Source organism: Ruegeria sp. C11, assembly GCF_056537725.1.
In genome coordinates this window covers 518,801-534,441 of record NZ_JBQFSB010000002.1, presented here as the reverse complement: position 1 = coordinate 534,441, position 15,641 = coordinate 518,801, and the positions used below count along the sequence as shown (strand labels likewise).

At 58.0% G+C, this 15,641-nt stretch carries 14 protein-coding genes; all 14 read left to right on the top strand.

Translation table 11 applies throughout. The features are described 5' to 3' along the window. Positions 1 to 2: 2 nt before the first annotated feature. The gene (locus ACR0NA_RS05785) at positions 3 to 1,088 is read left to right on the top strand and encodes a branched-chain amino acid ABC transporter permease (protein ID WP_480726904.1); all 1,086 of its coding nucleotides are present in this window, start codon (positions 3 to 5) and stop codon (positions 1,086 to 1,088) included. Then, a complete protein-coding gene (locus ACR0NA_RS05780; RefSeq protein ID WP_480726901.1) occupies positions 1,081 to 1,860 on the top strand; it encodes an ABC transporter ATP-binding protein in 780 nt (259 codons plus the stop codon). Before ACR0NA_RS05785 ends, ACR0NA_RS05780 begins: the two co-directional genes overlap by 8 nt. Then, positions 1,853 to 4,036, top strand: a complete 2,184-nt coding sequence (locus ACR0NA_RS05775; protein ID WP_480726899.1) for a Tm-1-like ATP-binding domain-containing protein — start codon at positions 1,853 to 1,855, stop codon at positions 4,034 to 4,036. Before ACR0NA_RS05780 ends, ACR0NA_RS05775 begins: the two co-directional genes overlap by 8 nt. Next, complete coding sequence (locus ACR0NA_RS05770; protein WP_480726897.1) at positions 4,023 to 4,868, top strand: phosphoenolpyruvate hydrolase family protein; 846 nt, start codon at positions 4,023 to 4,025, stop codon at positions 4,866 to 4,868. Before ACR0NA_RS05775 ends, ACR0NA_RS05770 begins: the two co-directional genes overlap by 14 nt. Positions 4,869 to 4,881: 13 nt before the next feature. Continuing rightward, entirely contained in the window at positions 4,882 to 7,128 is a 2,247-nt protein-coding gene (locus ACR0NA_RS05765) for a flotillin family protein (RefSeq protein ID WP_480726895.1), read from the top strand. Between the two features lie 12 nt (positions 7,129 to 7,140). Beyond that, a complete protein-coding gene (locus tag ACR0NA_RS05760) occupies positions 7,141 to 7,584 on the top strand; it encodes an SRPBCC family protein (RefSeq protein WP_480726892.1) in 444 nt (147 codons plus the stop codon). Then, positions 7,581 to 8,015, top strand: a complete 435-nt coding sequence (locus ACR0NA_RS05755) for an SRPBCC family protein (protein ID WP_480726888.1) — start codon at positions 7,581 to 7,583, stop codon at positions 8,013 to 8,015. Before ACR0NA_RS05760 ends, ACR0NA_RS05755 begins: the two co-directional genes overlap by 4 nt. A gap of 1 nt (position 8,016) precedes the next feature. Beyond that, a complete protein-coding gene (locus ACR0NA_RS05750) occupies positions 8,017 to 8,829 on the top strand; it encodes an FAD binding domain-containing protein (protein WP_480726887.1) in 813 nt (270 codons plus the stop codon). Between the two features lie 3 nt (positions 8,830 to 8,832). Further along, entirely contained in the window at positions 8,833 to 9,312 is a 480-nt protein-coding gene (locus tag ACR0NA_RS05745) for a (2Fe-2S)-binding protein (RefSeq protein ID WP_480726885.1), read from the top strand. Beyond that, positions 9,309 to 11,060, top strand: a complete 1,752-nt coding sequence (locus ACR0NA_RS05740) for a xanthine dehydrogenase family protein molybdopterin-binding subunit (protein ID WP_480726881.1) — start codon at positions 9,309 to 9,311, stop codon at positions 11,058 to 11,060. The genes ACR0NA_RS05745 and ACR0NA_RS05740 overlap by 4 nt, the downstream gene beginning before the upstream one ends. A gap of 1 nt (position 11,061) precedes the next feature. Continuing rightward, positions 11,062 to 12,072: a xanthine dehydrogenase family protein molybdopterin-binding subunit gene (locus ACR0NA_RS05735; RefSeq protein WP_480726879.1), complete on the top strand. Its 1,011-nt coding sequence runs from the start codon at positions 11,062 to 11,064 to the stop codon at positions 12,070 to 12,072. A gap of 3 nt (positions 12,073 to 12,075) precedes the next feature. Further along, entirely contained in the window at positions 12,076 to 12,948 is an 873-nt protein-coding gene (locus ACR0NA_RS05730) for an AAA family ATPase (RefSeq protein ID WP_480726876.1), read from the top strand. Positions 12,949 to 13,073: 125 nt separating this feature from the next. Next, positions 13,074 to 14,072, top strand: a complete 999-nt coding sequence (locus ACR0NA_RS05725) for a VWA domain-containing protein (protein ID WP_480726872.1) — start codon at positions 13,074 to 13,076, stop codon at positions 14,070 to 14,072. Then, positions 14,072 to 15,637 (top strand): isochorismatase family protein, encoded by a 1,566-nt coding sequence (locus ACR0NA_RS05720; protein ID WP_480726869.1) that lies wholly within the window; start codon positions 14,072 to 14,074, stop codon positions 15,635 to 15,637. The genes ACR0NA_RS05725 and ACR0NA_RS05720 overlap by 1 nt, the downstream gene beginning before the upstream one ends. The last annotated feature ends 4 nt before the right edge of the window (positions 15,638 to 15,641 follow it).

The window sequence follows — 15,641 nt, the reverse complement described above, 5'->3', positions numbered from 1 at the left end:
CCATGGCCCAATCTGAAACGATCGCTGCAAATGAGACCACGAACGCCCGCAAAAGTGAGCTGGGTCGCAAGCTTAGTGCCGTGCCTGCGCGGGTCTGGGCTGTCGCCATACTTTTGTTGCTGGTCCCTACATTCACCGGAGACTTTATCCAGTATCAGGTGTTCGGCTGGTCATTTGTGCTGGGTCTGATCTCACTGAGCCTGATGTTCCTTGCCGGATACGGCGGCATGGTCAGCTTGGTGCAGATGACTGTTGCGGCGGTGGCGGGTTATTGTGTGGCGATCTTTGGAACCAGCGGTGTGGCCGAAATCAGCATGGGCTGGCCCTGGTACCTGTCGGTCATCGCTGCAATCCTGATTGCCACCTTGTTTTGCGTTCTGACAGGGGCGCTGGCGGTGCGAACCGAGGGTATCTATACCATCATGATCACACTGGCGATCGCGTCAGCTTTCTTCTACTTCACACGCCAGAACTACACCATTTTCAATGGGTTCACCGGCTTCAACGGCGTACTTCCACCGCATCTCTTTGGGATCGACTGGCGTTCACCAACTGCGTTCTACTACCTCTCGCTTTTCTGGGCTGCTGCCGGATATTTTGTCGTTGTCTATGTGTCGCGCACGCCTTTTGGACTGGCTCTGCAAGGGGTTCGGGATAACCCTCGCCGGATGGCTGCCCTTGGATATTCGGTCAATGCACACAGGATTGCGGCTTATGCTTTCTCCGGTGTTCTGGCTGCCGTTGGAGGCATCCTTCTGACTTGGTCGAACGGGCAGATTTCCCCCGGCACCGCTGCGATCGGCCCTGTTATCGACATTCTGGTCATTGCCGTGATCGGGGGCATCAACACGCCCATCGGCCCATTTATCGGCGCTTTGATCTACGTTGTGTTGCGCACCTATGCTTTGGACTTTCTGGTCGCCGTAAACCTGAGCGGCGAACGCTTCAAACTGCTGGTTGGGCTGGGTTTCCTCATCATCGTCTATTGGTCCCCCGATGGTGTTTGCGGGCTGTGGAACAAGTTTGCTCCAAAGCTCCGTCTTCAACGGAAAGAATTGGGCGCGACGGAAGGCAAGGTCGATGTCTGAGCAAAGCCTTAAACAAGACATCGGAACCGATTACGCGTTGGAGTTGCGCGGTGTGACGAAGAAGTTCGGAGCCCTTAGTGCTTTGACGGACATCACCATGTCCATTCGGCCAGGAGAACGCCGCGCGGTGCTGGGTTCGAATGGAGCCGGGAAAACCACACTCTTCAACTGTATCACGGGCGATTTCCCCCCAACGAGTGGTAGCGTGATGTTCTTTGGTGAAGACGTGACGGCTTTTCCAGCCCATGAGCGCATTCGCCGGGGGTTGCGCCGGACTTACCAGATTTCCCTTTTGTTCGATGGTTTGTCCGTGCGTGATAACGTTTATCTCGCCTGTCGTGGGGTCTCGCGCGGCCGGTTCTCGATGCGTCGGGCCAATGGCGATGACGCACTTATGCACGCCGCAGAGAACTTGATCGACATTGTCCATCTGGATGACGTTCGCGAGGCGACCGTTTCTGACTTGTCTTATGGCCAGCAACGCCAGCTTGAGATTGCGCTTGCCCTGGCAGGAGCGCCGCGACTGGTGCTTTTGGACGAACCAGCGGCCGGTCTGTCCCCGTCGGAACGCAAAGATCTGGTGTCCATTCTTGGGCGGCTCCCGGCACATATGGGCTACGTGATTATCGAGCATGACATGGATGTTGCTCTGCGCGTCGCTGACCGTGTGACGATGATGCACAACGGGAAGATCTTTAAAGACGGCGCGCCAGACGAAATCGAAAACGATCCCGAGGTGCAAGCGCTTTACTTGGGAGGGGGCCATGACTGATCGGAACTCTGCCCCTGCGCTGGACGTTCGCGGTCTCAACGTCTTTTATGGTGCGTCCCATGCGTTGCAGGGCGTTGATCTGACGTTGCCCGGTGGGGTTTTGTCCGTGGTCGGGCGCAACGGGATGGGTAAAACCACGTTGTGCAAGACAATTATGGGGCTCATTCCCGCCCGGTCAGGCTCCATCAATTTTGGAGGCACGCCGTTGCTGGGCCGCGATCCCGGCTCCATCGCGCGCATGGGGATCGCCTATGTCCCCCAGGGGCGTCGGCTGTGGCCTTCGCTGACAGTGGATGAACACCTCAAGATGCTGGGAAGTGGCAAGGGTTCGTGGACACCTGAACGCATTTATGACGTGTTTCCTCGTCTGGCCGAACGCAAACAAAATGGCGGCGGACAGCTATCGGGCGGAGAGCAGCAGATGCTGGCGATTGCCCGCGCTTTGCTTTCTAACCCCAGCCTGTTGATCATGGATGAGCCGACCGAAGGACTGGCTCCGGTTATCGTCGATCAGGTGACCGAAATGCTGATCTCTCTCGCCGCGCAGGGCGAGATGGATATCCTGGTCATCGAGCAGAACATCGGGGTTGCGACCTCGGTATCGGATACGGTGGCGATCATGCTCAACGGCCGGATCAACCGGTTGATCGATGCCACCCGGCTTTCAACGGATATTGACCTTCAGCAGAGCTTGCTGGGGGTAGGGCGTCACGCCCACGACAACGACGAAGAAGAGCTTTCTTCTGATGTGGAAGAGGGGGCCGCGGCACCTCGTTCGAGCCGGTTCGTCTATATGTCGAACCCAAGTGTGCCAACGCGTTGGTCGCGCCCGGCAAGCGTGTCGGAGATCATGCGCAAATCACGGCCTGTGACTGCAGAGCCGATGCCGCAGACACCGGACGCTTCCCTGATCCGACCGCATGCTCTTCCGTCGCGAGGCGGACTTGTTCTGGTGGCCGGCACAATGGACACCAAGGCCCGCGAACTCACTTTTATCCGCGACATCCTACGTAAGCAGGGTTTGAACGTGCGCACGGTGGATTTGTCCACGCGTGAGGGCTTTTCTGCGGCTGACTTTCCTGCCCATGAAATTGCGGCCTCAGGACGACGCGGCAGAGGCATGGGGACGGATCGCGGTCAAAGTGTTGCGGCGATGTCCGAAGCCTTCCGCAACTGGGTCTCAAGGCGCAATGACATCGCAGGCATAATCTCGGCGGGAGGCAGTGGAGGTACCGCGCTGGCAACCCCTGCCATGAGAGAGCTGCCGGTGGGCGTGCCAAAAGTCATGATCTCGACCGTCGCAGCTGGGGATGTTGCCCCTTATGTGGCCGGCTCAGATATCACCATGATCAACGCGGTAGCGGATATCCAGGGTTTGAACAGGATTACGCGGCAGGTGCTCGCTAACGGTGCCAATGCGCTGGGCGGAATGGTTCGCGACCGCGAGCGAGAGGCTGAGAACGCCGGGTTCAGTGACAAACCGGTGCTTGGGTTGACAATGTTCGGGATAACGACGCCCTGCGTCACCCACCTGACCGAAACGCTTGAGGCGCAGTACGAGTGCCTCGTATTCCACGCCACCGGCTCGGGTGGACGCAGCATGGAAGCGCTGGCCGAGCAGGGCATTATCGGAACGGTTCTGGATATCACGACGACCGAGATTGCGGACATGATTGCCGGAGGCGTGTTGGCGGCTGACGAAAGTCGGCTGGATGTACTGACACATCGGCGCATTCCCTACCTAGGGGCCTGTGGCGCGCTTGATACTGTGAATTTCGGTGCGCCGGAAAGCATTCCGGAACGCTTCAGCGGCCGGGTGTTCTACCAGCACAATCCGCAGGTCACTTTGATGCGCAGCACGGCAGAAGAATGTCGGGAAATGGGGCTATGGATCGGCAACAAGCTGAACCAAATGCAGGGCCCGGTTCGCTTCTTTCTGCCAGAAGGAGGCCTGTCCGCTCTCGATGCCCCTGGGCAGCCCTTCCACGACCCCGCAGCAAACGATGCCTTGTTCCAGGCACTGGAAGAGGTGGTTCACGAAACTTCGGAACGGCAATTGGTGCGGGTGCCACATCACATCAATTCGCCGGCCTTCGCCAAAGAGGTAACCCGGCAACTCGCGACGATTGCACAGCCGGACCGCCAAGAAAGGAGACTTGCCCATGCCACGGTTTGAGAGTTCGAAACTCATGGAAAAGTTCCGTTTCATGCGGGACAGCAAAACACCAATCATCGGTGGCGGTGCAGGGACCGGTTTGTCGGCGAAATGCGAAGAGCGCGGTGGGATCGACCTGATCGTGATCTACAACTCTGGCCGATTTCGCATGGCGGGGCAGGGGTCTCTTGCTGGGATGATGCCTTATGGGGATGCCAATGCAATCATGCTGGAGATGGCAAAAGAGGTGCTGCGCGCGGTGACGCATACGCCCGTCTTGGCAGGAGTTTGCGGCACCGATCCGTTCCGCGACATGGCGCTTTTGCTTGATGAAATTGAGAGGCTTGGCCTGTCAGGCGTTCAGAACTTTCCGACAGTTGGCCTTATTGACGGACAGTTTCGCGTCAATCTCGAAGAAACCGGCATGTCATATTCCAAGGAAGTCGACGTGATCCGAATGGCCGCTGAGCGTGGATTGCTGACCACGCCATACGTGTTCTCCGCCGACGATGCTCGGGCAATGGCCGAGGCCGGTGCGGACATCATCGTTTGCCATCTCGGGCTGACAACCGGCGGGGCAATCGGGGCAGGAACAGCGTCCAGAATAGAGGACGCTCCGAGGCTGATTGACGATTGGGCTGCCGCCGCCCTTGAGGTGAACCCAGACGCCATCGTGCTCTGCCATGGCGGACCGATCTCGATGCCGACTGATGCGGAATACGTGCTTCAACACACGGAACATTGCCACGGGTTTTACGGAGCGAGTTCGATGGAAAGGCTTCCATCCGAAGTCGCTCTGACCAAGACCACACAGGAATTCAAGAATATCGCCATGGCGGTAGCGCAAGACTGAGGGAGTAAAGGACATGACAGGGCAATTGATTGGACAGCTTGTATCCTGGCTCATCGTGGCCGTAATCGCTGTCGCCATAATCTATTGGGTTTTGAATTGGCTGTATCGAAGGACCACGAAAGAGACCGCTTTCGTACGGACGGGCTTTTTGGGTGAGAAAGTCGTTATCGACGCCGGCGCCTTCGTCTGGCCGATCATTCACAACGTTACGCCAGTGAACATGAACACGTTGCAATTGGAAGTGCAGCGCGGTGGTGAGAACGCTTTGATTACAAAGGACCGCATGCGGGTCGATGTGATGGCGGACTTTTACGTAAGAGTGCAAAAGACCGACGCTGCTGTCTCGATTGCCGCAACGACTTTGGGTCAGCGGACGATGAACCAGGAACAGTTGCACGGCCTGCTGTTGGGCAAGTTCGTATCGGCGCTGCGCGAAGTTGCAGCATCCATGGATCTGGAAGAGATCCATGAACAACGCTCTACCTATGTGTCCCGCGTCAAGGAAAGTGCGCATCTCGCGCTGGCGGAGAATGGTCTCGAGTTGGAATCCGTTGCAATCACCGACATTGACCAGACAGGGCTTGAATACTTCAACCCGTCCAACCGGTTCGATGCCGAGGGTTTGACCAAGCTGATTGATGAGATCGAGACACGTCGCAAGACACGAAACGATATCGAGCAAGAAACGGCAATCCTGATCCGCAATCGCAACCTTGAAAGCGAAAAGCGTGCGCTGGAGATTGAGCTTGAGGCGGAATTGGCGCGCCTGAAACAGGAACGCGATATCGAAACCCATCGCGCAGACCAACAGGCCCAAATTGCGCGCGAAAAGGCCGAAAAGATTGCTGAAAGTCAGGCCGCTGAAATTGCGTCGAATGAGGCCATCGAGCGCAACCGCATTGCGCAGGAAAAGTCGATTTCCGAGACCCGCATTCTCTCGGAGCTGGAAGTTCGTAAACTGGAACTGAAACAGCGCAAGGAAGTGGAGGAAGCGGAAATCGCGACCCGCGAGGCCGTGGATCTGGAGCGGATACAACAGGAAAGCAAAGTTGCGGGAGCGGAGATCGCAAGAGACGCTCAGATCGCCGACGAAAGGATCAGCTCAGAACGCAAAACTCGTGCCGCCGAGATTGCCAAGAACCGCGCCGACGAAGAAGCTGAGATTGCAGCAGCAGAAGCTGTTGAAGCAGCTCGGATTGCTCAGCAGAAGGCCTTGGAGGAGCAGCGGATCGAGGCCGAGCGCGTGACGCGTGAGGCCCGGATTGAAAGCGACGAAAAGGTGCAGGTCGCGGAACTGAATACGCGTCGAGAGCTTGAGAAGCTGCAAGTCGATACAGACTTGGCGCAGGAGAAGGAGCGAATTGAGGCCGATCGCTCGCGCGAAGTTCTTGATGTCAATCGTGACCAGGCAGTTGAAGCGGCCAAGCTCGAACGTCGCAAGACATTGGAACAGCTTGAAGTCGACCGTCAGCGCTTGTTGCGAGAGGCAGAGATTTCCGCCCGTGAAGAAGTCGAGCGTGCCCGCATCGCCAGCGAGCGAGTGCTTGACGAGGCGCGTATCCTGCAAGAGCGTGACCGGCTTTCGCAAGAAATCGAACGTGACCAGAGTGTGGAAACGGCCGAACTGGACAAGGCTATCGCGGTTTATCAAAAATCGCTGGAAGAGGCTGCCGCCCAGATTGCATCGGAAGAGGCCCGTGCCAAAGTGGCAGAAGCCGAAGAGGCCGTCCGAACCACCCGTGCAACTGAAGAGGCAGATCGCCGGAGTAAGGTCGAGCTGACCTTGGCTGAGAAGGACGCCAAGGCCCGCAAGATCATAGCGGAAAGCGATAAGATCACGGCTGCCGTGAATGCCGAGGCTCAACGCCTGATCAATGAAGCCGAGAACATCCTGACGGACGAGGCACGCCAGTCGATCTTCCGCCGCAAGATGCTGGAGCATGTCGAGGGTATCGTCTCTGCTTCGGTCAAACCGATGGAGAAGATCAATGACATCAAGATCATGCACCTTGGCGGCATGGGAGAAGGCGGCACAGGCGGTGGAGCCAAAAACACCACCGACGAAGTGATCGACTCTGCGCTTCGCTATCGGGTTCAGGCTCCGATGATCGACAGCTTGTTGTCCGAGATCGGCATCGAAGGCGGCAGCTTGGCCAAGATGGGCGGGCTGATCCGCGAGGCGCGCGACCTCAACACGCTGTCGAAATCTTCGGCTCCCGAGGCACCTAAGTCTTCGGACTCGTCGGACAAGAAATCGTAAGGAACCGCAACCATGGCCAGTGTTTTTGTCAGCAGCATTATCCCCGCTTCTGCGGGTGATGTGTGGGAAAAGATACGCGATTTCAACGGACTGCCTCGGTGGCATCCCGTCGTCCGGGATAGCCGTATCCAGGACGGTCTTCATCCGGACCAGGTCGGGTGTATACGTGACTTTCGCCTGCAAAACGGAGACAGGATCACGGAGCAACTGGTGGGTTTGTCCGACTACGACATGACGACGACCTATACGATACTTGAATCTCCCATGCCATTGACCGGCTATGTTGCAACTTTGCGTCTTACGCCCATTACCGACGGCAATCGCACCTTCGCCGAGTGGTCGGCCGAGTTCGACTGTGCGGAAGAAGACGAAAAGGATCTTGTCGAAGGGATTGGCAATGACGTTTTTCAGGTCGGCTTTGATGCTCTCAAACGGCATTTCGGACAGGGGTCATGATCCGGGTTGCCAACAGTACTGTGCTGCGCGCGCCCATCGATCGGGTGTGGGACCTCTTGCGCGACTTCAACGGCCATGACCGTTGGCATCCCGCTGTCGCTGACAGCGAGATCGAGCGGGGAGCACCGCCAGACAAGGTTGGATGTGTGCGTGCCTTTCATCTGGGGGACGGGTCTTTCTTGCGGGAAAGGCTTCTCAGCCTGAGCGATGTCGAAACAGCCTTTTCCTATTGCCTTCAAGACACCCCCATCCCGCTGCTGAACTATGTCGCCCATGTTCGACTGGTGCCGGTGACGGATGGTGACAGGTGCTTCTGGGAGTGGAAGGCGCGGTTCACGGCTCCAAAGGGGCAGGGTGCCCAGTTGGCAGAACTTGTTGGAAACGACATTCAACTGGCCGGCTTTCAGGCCATTCGGGACGAGGTGGAGTAACATGACAGTTCAAGTGAGTAGCCTTTCAACGACCGAAAGCGCCGCACGCCTCCTGTCGTCGGACAAGACCGCGTGGATGCTCGGTGGCGGTACGATCCTCATGCAGAGGGTCAATGCAGGGGATCCCAAGGTTCGCAAGCTCGTGCGGGTGGGTGATCCGACTCTGACGGAAATCTCGTCAAGTGGTGCCCGCATCTCCATCGGGGCTGGCGTCACCATGGCCGAAATTCTCGCGAGACCTGAATTGGAGTTCTTACACGCGGCAGCCCGGTGTGTGGGCGGTCCAGCCATTCGAAACATGGCAACTGTGGGCGGCAATCTGTTTGCACGCGCCCCATACGGCGATCTGGGCGTTCTTCTTTTGTCACTCGGCGCGGAAGTAACTTTGGGTGGTCAATCCGGATCCCGCCCCATGGCAATTGAGGCATTGTTTGACAGACCTGGCACGACGCCGCTTGTCCGCTCAATACACATTCGTCGTCCACAAGGGCAGGTGATGTTTCACAAGATGTCCCGCATGAACCCGCGCGGGCCAGCCATCGTGACGCTGGCAGTTCATCTGGACCACTCGGCCGGACGTGTCCGCGACGCACGCGTCGCGCTTGGTGGCGTGGCGGACCGGCCTTGTCTTTCGACGGGCGCGGCGCGCGCACTAAGCAACTCGCGGCTCGACGATTCCACAATCGAACGCGTTGTCTCGGACTCACTTCGAGGGATCGAGGCACGTACCGATGCGATCGCAAGTGGCTGGTATCGGGAACAGATGGTGCAAGTTCATTTGCGCCGCGCACTCACTCAGATGGCAGGGGGATAAGGCATGGCTCAACTTCCACTTCAATTCCGGTTGAATGGCTCGGATGTAGCTGTGTTTGCCGATGAGGCTGATAACCTGCTCGGCGTCTTGCGAGGCAAGATAGGCGACCTGACACCGAAATTCGGCTGTGGTCAGGGCGGTTGTGGGGCCTGCATGGTCAGCGTGGACGGCGAGACCGTCCTGTCCTGTGTGACCTTGGCTCAGAATGTTCAGGGGCGCGAAGTCGAAACCCTGGCCGGGCTATCCGGAGAACAGCTGGACCCCTTGCAAACTGCCTTCATGGACGGCTTTGCCGCGCAGTGCGGTTACTGCACGCCGGGCATGATCGTAGCGGCGAGGGCGCTCTTGCGCTGCAACCCGAACCCGGATCGGGACGACATCATCGAAGCGATCTCGGACAACCTGTGCCGTTGCACCGGATACGAACCGATTATCGATGCAATCCAGTTAGTTGCTGCGCAAGAGCGGGGGGCACGCGCATGAGTGTAGAGTTTCGAAAGGACCTTTTTGCGGATGAGCGCGACGATGATCTCAACGAAGTCGGCAAGCCAACACGCCGGCAGGATATCCTGGGTCATGTCACCGGACGGTCGCCGTTCTTTGATGATCATCGTTTTGACGGAATGCTGCACATCAGATGTGTTCGCAGCCCCCACCACCATGCCCGCATTCGCAACATCGATATCAGTCGCGCAGAAACCATGCCCGGTGTCGTCCGGATCATGCGGGGTTCAGATGTTCCTGTGAACCTCAACACCCTGCTTAGCCTGTTGGATTTCGGCAAGGATGACGAGCCGGTTCTGGCCGTGGACAAGGTCGCATACATGGGAGAACCCGTTATCGCCATCATTGCCGAGACCGAGGCGCAGGCTCATGACGCTGTAAACGCGGTGCGAGTGGACTACGAAGAGCTGCCGCATGTGCTGGATGTCGAAGAGGCGGTCAAGCCAGGCGCACCATCAGTCAACGTCACCTATCCGGACAACAAGTTCGAGTTCTACGGCGGGGCAGACAAGCAAAAGCTGCGCTTCGGCGATGTGGAAACCGCGTTTGCGCGTGCGGATCACATCGTTGAAGGCCGATATCAGATGGCGCCTATCGAGCAGGCACCTATCGAACCAAACGGCGCCATCGCCCTGCCAGAAACCAACGATCGGTGGGCCTGCTACACCTCGACGCAAGGCTTGTTTTTCACGCTCGGAACAGCGGCCAAGCTGCTGGATGTTTCGTCCAGCAGGCTGCACTTTATCGGTGGAACCGTGGGGGGCGGTTTCGGTGGCAAAGTCGATGGTTTGTGCGAACCCTTGGCCATTCTCGGGGCCATGTTGACAGGGCGACCTGTGCGATACGTTCTGGACCGTGCCGAGGAAATGCAGGTCAGCGCACCACGCAGCGCCGAGGTTTGGTACATCAAGGACGGGCTTGCAGCTGACGGCCGGATCATCGGACGACAGTTCACCGGATACTTTGATTCCGGGGCCTACACTCGCTTGACCTCTTATGGCGTCGTGAAATGTACCGGGCATTTGCCAGGGCCTTACACGATCCCGAATGTGCATTCCGATCTCTACTGTGTTTACACCAACCGCACTCCGGCGACCGCGATGCGGGGGTTCGGTGTGACCGGCGCGGATTTCGCGATTGAACGGCATATGGACAAATGTGCCAGGGCTGTCGGCATGGACCCGCTCGAGTTCCGCCTGATCAACGCCTATCGCGACGGGGACATGAAGGCGCATCGCCGGTTGGCCGGGAATTGCGCGTTGATCGAGAGCATTCACGCCGCCGCCGAGCGGGCCAACTACACCTTGTCGCCAGAACACAGGCAAATGAGTTCGATGCAGGGCGGTGGAGGCGAGCGCGCGCTGATCCCCGAAACACGATTGCAGGATGGCTCAAAGCTGCCGGCTGGAACCCGGCGGATTGCGGCGGCAGACCATGCACCGGGCCTGATCCCTCAGGTCGGCGTTGATGTACCGGTCTCCGGCAAGCCAAGTGCAACGGTAGCACCGCCCGTGCCCACGACTGCGCCAGCCCGGAAACAAGTTGCAGCGAGCCCCGCAATGCGCGGTTATGGGGCCAGCACCCTTGGCCACTCGGCGCCGCAACCTGCGCCTCCGCCACCAGCTGCACCTGCGGTTGAAACATCGCCAACCCCGACGGAAAAACCGGACAGAGCGCCAAGTCCTCGGTACTCCCGCTATTCCAAAATCGGCAACCGGAGACGTTGAGATGGCTATTCACAAGGGGCGCGGCACCTGCGCCATGAACTATCCTATCGGCATGAACCTTGGCGGCGATCCAAGCCAGGCGCTGGTCCATTCAAATCCAGAAGGCAAGTTCACCGTTGCTTTGTCCTCCATCGATCTGGGGCAGGGGATGAAATCGGTGTCTCGCCAAGTGGCGGCCGAGACTTTGGGTGTGCCGGTTGAAGATGTGTACGTCGATACCGCCGATAGTGACACCGGCCCCCATTGCATGGGGAGTTTCGCGTCACGCGGTACACATCGGGTGGGCAACGCGGTCATCGCTGCGGCCAAAGAGGCTCGCGCCATCATGCTGGAGGCCGCTGCAGAAGAATTGGAGGTCAATGCCGCCGACCTCGTGACGGATGGACAGGGCAACATCCACGTGAAAGGCACGCCGGGGAATTCGATCTCGACACAGGATGCCTGTAATGCCGCACAGTTCAAGTATGGCCAATCAGTTTCGGGACGCGGGATTTTCCTGATCCCCATGTCCGATGTTGACCCGGATACCGGCGAGATGAGCACGGTTTCTTGCTTTGCCCACACTGCCATGATCGTCGATCTGGAGGTCGATGACGAAACAGGGGAAGTGTCCAACGTCCGGATCAATTCGGCCTATGAAGTCGGCAGGGCGTTGAACCCAAAGTTGGTGGAGCAGCAGTTGATTGGCGGGGCATGGATGGGGTTGAGCCATGCCCTCTATGAAACCACCGAACCCTATTATCCATCGCGCGAACATCGGCCCTATAGCTTTTCCAGCTATCCGATGCCTGGTCCCGGAGATCTGGCGCAACACGACATTTCCATTCTCGAACGCCCAGCACCTGATGGCCCATACGGTGGGAAAGGCACCGGCGAGATGTGCGCGAACCCGGTTCTGCCTGCGGTCGCCAATGCGATCTTCGACGCGGTGGGGGTCGAGATGGACGAGTTGCCCATTACGCCTGAGAAAATCCTGCGGGCCATTCATGAAAAGCGGCGGCAGGGGGCGTAATTCGTGACTGTTCAGCGCACGATAGACGGGATTGATAGCCCGGAAGCTTTAAAGGCGGCGCTGTCTGCAGCGCAATATCTGGCGGGTGATGGTCTGGCGACTTCGGCCTACCTCGCGCTGGCGCTCGGCAAGCCCTTATTGCTAGAGGGTGCTCCTGGCGTGGGCAAAACCGAAGCTGCCAAGGCACTCGCTTCGGCGCTGATGCGCGAGATGATCCGCCTTCAGTGTTTTGAAGGGATCGATGCCGCCAGTGCCATGTACGAATGGAACTATGCGCGTCAGATGTTGGCGATCCGTCAAGCCGGAGAAGGCGAAGAACCTGACATCTACGCGGATCGTTTCCTAATTGAACGGCCCATGCTCAAGGCACTTAGAAATGGGCGGCACAGCTTGCTTCTGGTGGACGAGATCGACCGTTCAGACCATGAGTTCGAAGCCTTTTTGTTAGAGTATCTTTCGGACTTTCAGATTTCGATCCCCGAAACTGGAACGGTTTCAGCACTGCACCGTCCAATCATTGTTCTGACATCAAACCGAACCCGAGACCTTCACGAGGCGTTGCGTCGTCGGTGTGTCTATCATTGGATTGATTTCCCGGAACCCGAACTAGAGGCCGATATCGTGATGGCGCGCGCCGGCAGCGTGGCACGAGACACCGCTCGGGCCATCGTGGCTGCCGTGAACCGCCTGCGGCAAGAGCCGCTGGCCAAGCCCCCCGGAATTGCCGAGACGATCGAATGGGCCGAGGCTGCGACTGTTCTGAACACCTTGGGGCACGGTTGGCCCGAGGCGTTTCGCCACTCGATCGGCGTTGCGCTCAAGGACCAGGATGATCTCAGTTTTCTTGAACCTCGCATGGCGGAGATGATCGGATGACACTCCCTGCTGCCTCCGCACATCTACTTGGGTTTGCTCAGCTGCTTCGGGCCAACGGGTTTCCGGCTACGCCGGACCAAGGGATCGCTCTATTACAGTCTGTAGAGGTTCTTGGGCCGAGGTCGATGAGAGATATTCAAAACGCCGCCTATGCGGTGTTTGGCCCACCACCAGAACGCAAATATTTGTTTCAGGATTTGTTCGACGCGCATTTCCTTGGGCGGGTATTGCCCGAGCTCGCTCAGGCAGATGATGCGGATGAAACGGACATTAACGAAGATCGCGGGGGGGAAGAAGATCCTCTATCACCGGAAGAGGTCAACGAGGCTGGCCAGCAGGCGACCCGTTTGGAAATGGCCAGTCGGCGGCAATTGTTGGGTGGCGAAGAACAGGTTCTGAACTGGTTTCGGGCCCGCGCGCCCAGGATGCTTCCTCAACGGATGAGCCGACGCCGGCGAAAGTCGCGCAAGATAGAGGTTCTGGACATGCGTCGCGCCATGCGCAGGGCGGTGCGCCACGATGGAGAGCTTCTGACGTTGCCGGGGCGATCGCGTATCCGGACCATTCGCCCCGTGCTCTTGTTGATCGACGTTTCCGGTTCAATGAAGAACCAGACCGATGCCTACTTTCGCTTAGCACACTCGCTGAAGTCGCTGAATGCCAGAGTCGAGGTCTTTACGCTGGGCACGCAAATGACTCGTGCCACTCGGGCATTGGCGCTGCGCAATCGAGAACAGGCGCTTGCACGGGCCAGTGCCCTCACTCCAGATTGGGATGGCGGTACTCGACTTGGCGATACAATGAACGCGTTTCTTGCAGTGCCGCGATATGCTGGCATGGCACGTGGGGCCTTTGTCGTAACGCTGTCTGACGGGTTGGAACGCGACGATTCCACGGCACTGGAATTGGCGGTTCGCAGATTGTCCCGCCTTTGCTGGCAGCATCTTTGGCTGACTCCCTTGGGAGAAAATTCAGATTTCGTTCCTCAAACCGAAGCCCTGATACGCATTCGCGATGACCTCGATGGACTTAGTGGTGGCGCATCGACCGAAGCCATCTGCGAGCAGCTGCTGGGCTGGGCTGCTCAGGACAAATCCAATTCATTTCACCGGAGGCATACCTGATGACACATGAAGCGCTGGACAGCTCGTTTACCGAGTTGATCGACGTTAACGCACCCGCGAAAGCCATCGGGACCGGGTACGAGTTCACGGAGGGGCCGATTTGGCACCCGAATGAGCAGTTCCTTTTCTTTTCCGACATGCCCGGGGATGTGCGCCGTGGCTATGACCCTGCGACCGGTGTGAGCGAAATCATGCGGCCCTCGAACAAGGGCAACGGCATGACATATGATGCCGACCTGAACCTGTTGGTCTGTGAACACGCAACATCATCTGTTGCGCGATTTTCGCCAAACGGCCAGCGCGAAGTGCTGGCTTCGCATTTCGAGGGCAAAGAGTTGAACAGCCCTAACGACATCGTCGTGCAGTCAGATGGCGCGATCTGGTTCACCGATCCTACCTACGGTCGCATGCCGGGTTTCGGAGACGAGCGCGAGGTGGAGTTGGGATTTCAGGGTGTGTACCGCATTCCCCCTGGTGGCGGAGCCCTGCAACTGATGGTCAATCGCTATTCGTACGATCAGCCTAACGGGCTGTGCTTCAGCCCTGATGAAAGCAAGCTCTACGTCAACGATACGGTGCAGACGAACATCCGTGTCTACGATGTGGCTGCAGATGGTTCCCTGACCAACGAACGTGTACTGGCTTCGGGGATATCCGATGCGGAACTTGAAGGTGTGCCTGACGGCATGAAGTGTGATGCCAAGGGCAACATTTGGGTCACGGCGCCGGGTGGCATCTGGATCTATGCGCCTTCTGGCTTTCTGTTGGGCAAAGTAAAGGTGCCGGAGAACACGGCCAACTTCCATTGGGGCGGTAGCGATTGGCGGACCCTTTACGTCTGTGCCACGTCTTCAGTTTATGAAATTCCGGTGAAGGTCGGCCCTCATGTCGAACCATTCATGCGCAATGCGAGTTCGCAGGTGACGCCCGCAATTACCAAAACTGCAACTCTGGAATTCGATCCGAGCAAAGCAGCATTGATCATTCAGGACATGCAGAACGATGTCGTGGTTGAAGGTGGGGCCTTTGCCGAAAGCGGGGCGCCTGCACATTGCGCGGAACAGAATACAATCGCCAACATCGCTTCGCTTGCAAGTGCGTGCCGCTCAAGGGGTATTCCGGTCATTCATGTCTGGTTTGTCGTCGATCCCGGTTGTCCCGGGCTGACAATGAACGCGCCGTTGTTTCAGGGGGTGCTTGACGAGAACGCACTGTTGCGAGGTTCGTGGGGCGCAGCACCGGTTCAGGGTCTTGAGCCAGAAGCCGGAGATTTCATTGTCGAGAAATCACGCATGTCGCCTTGGGATACTAGTCGGTTGGAAACGATATTGCGGGCGCGTGGTGTCACGACCCTCATCAATACCGGCGCATGGACCAATATGTCGGTAGAGCACACCGCCCGAACGGGGGCCGACAAGGGGTACATCGTCATCAGCCCGGAAGATGCCTGTTCAACGATGAATGCAGAGTGGCACCGCGCGTCTATGGAATACGCAACGCAGAACGTTGCCCAGGTGACAGATACGCAATCGGTACTGCGCAAGCTTGGTGTCACAGGAATTTAGGAGA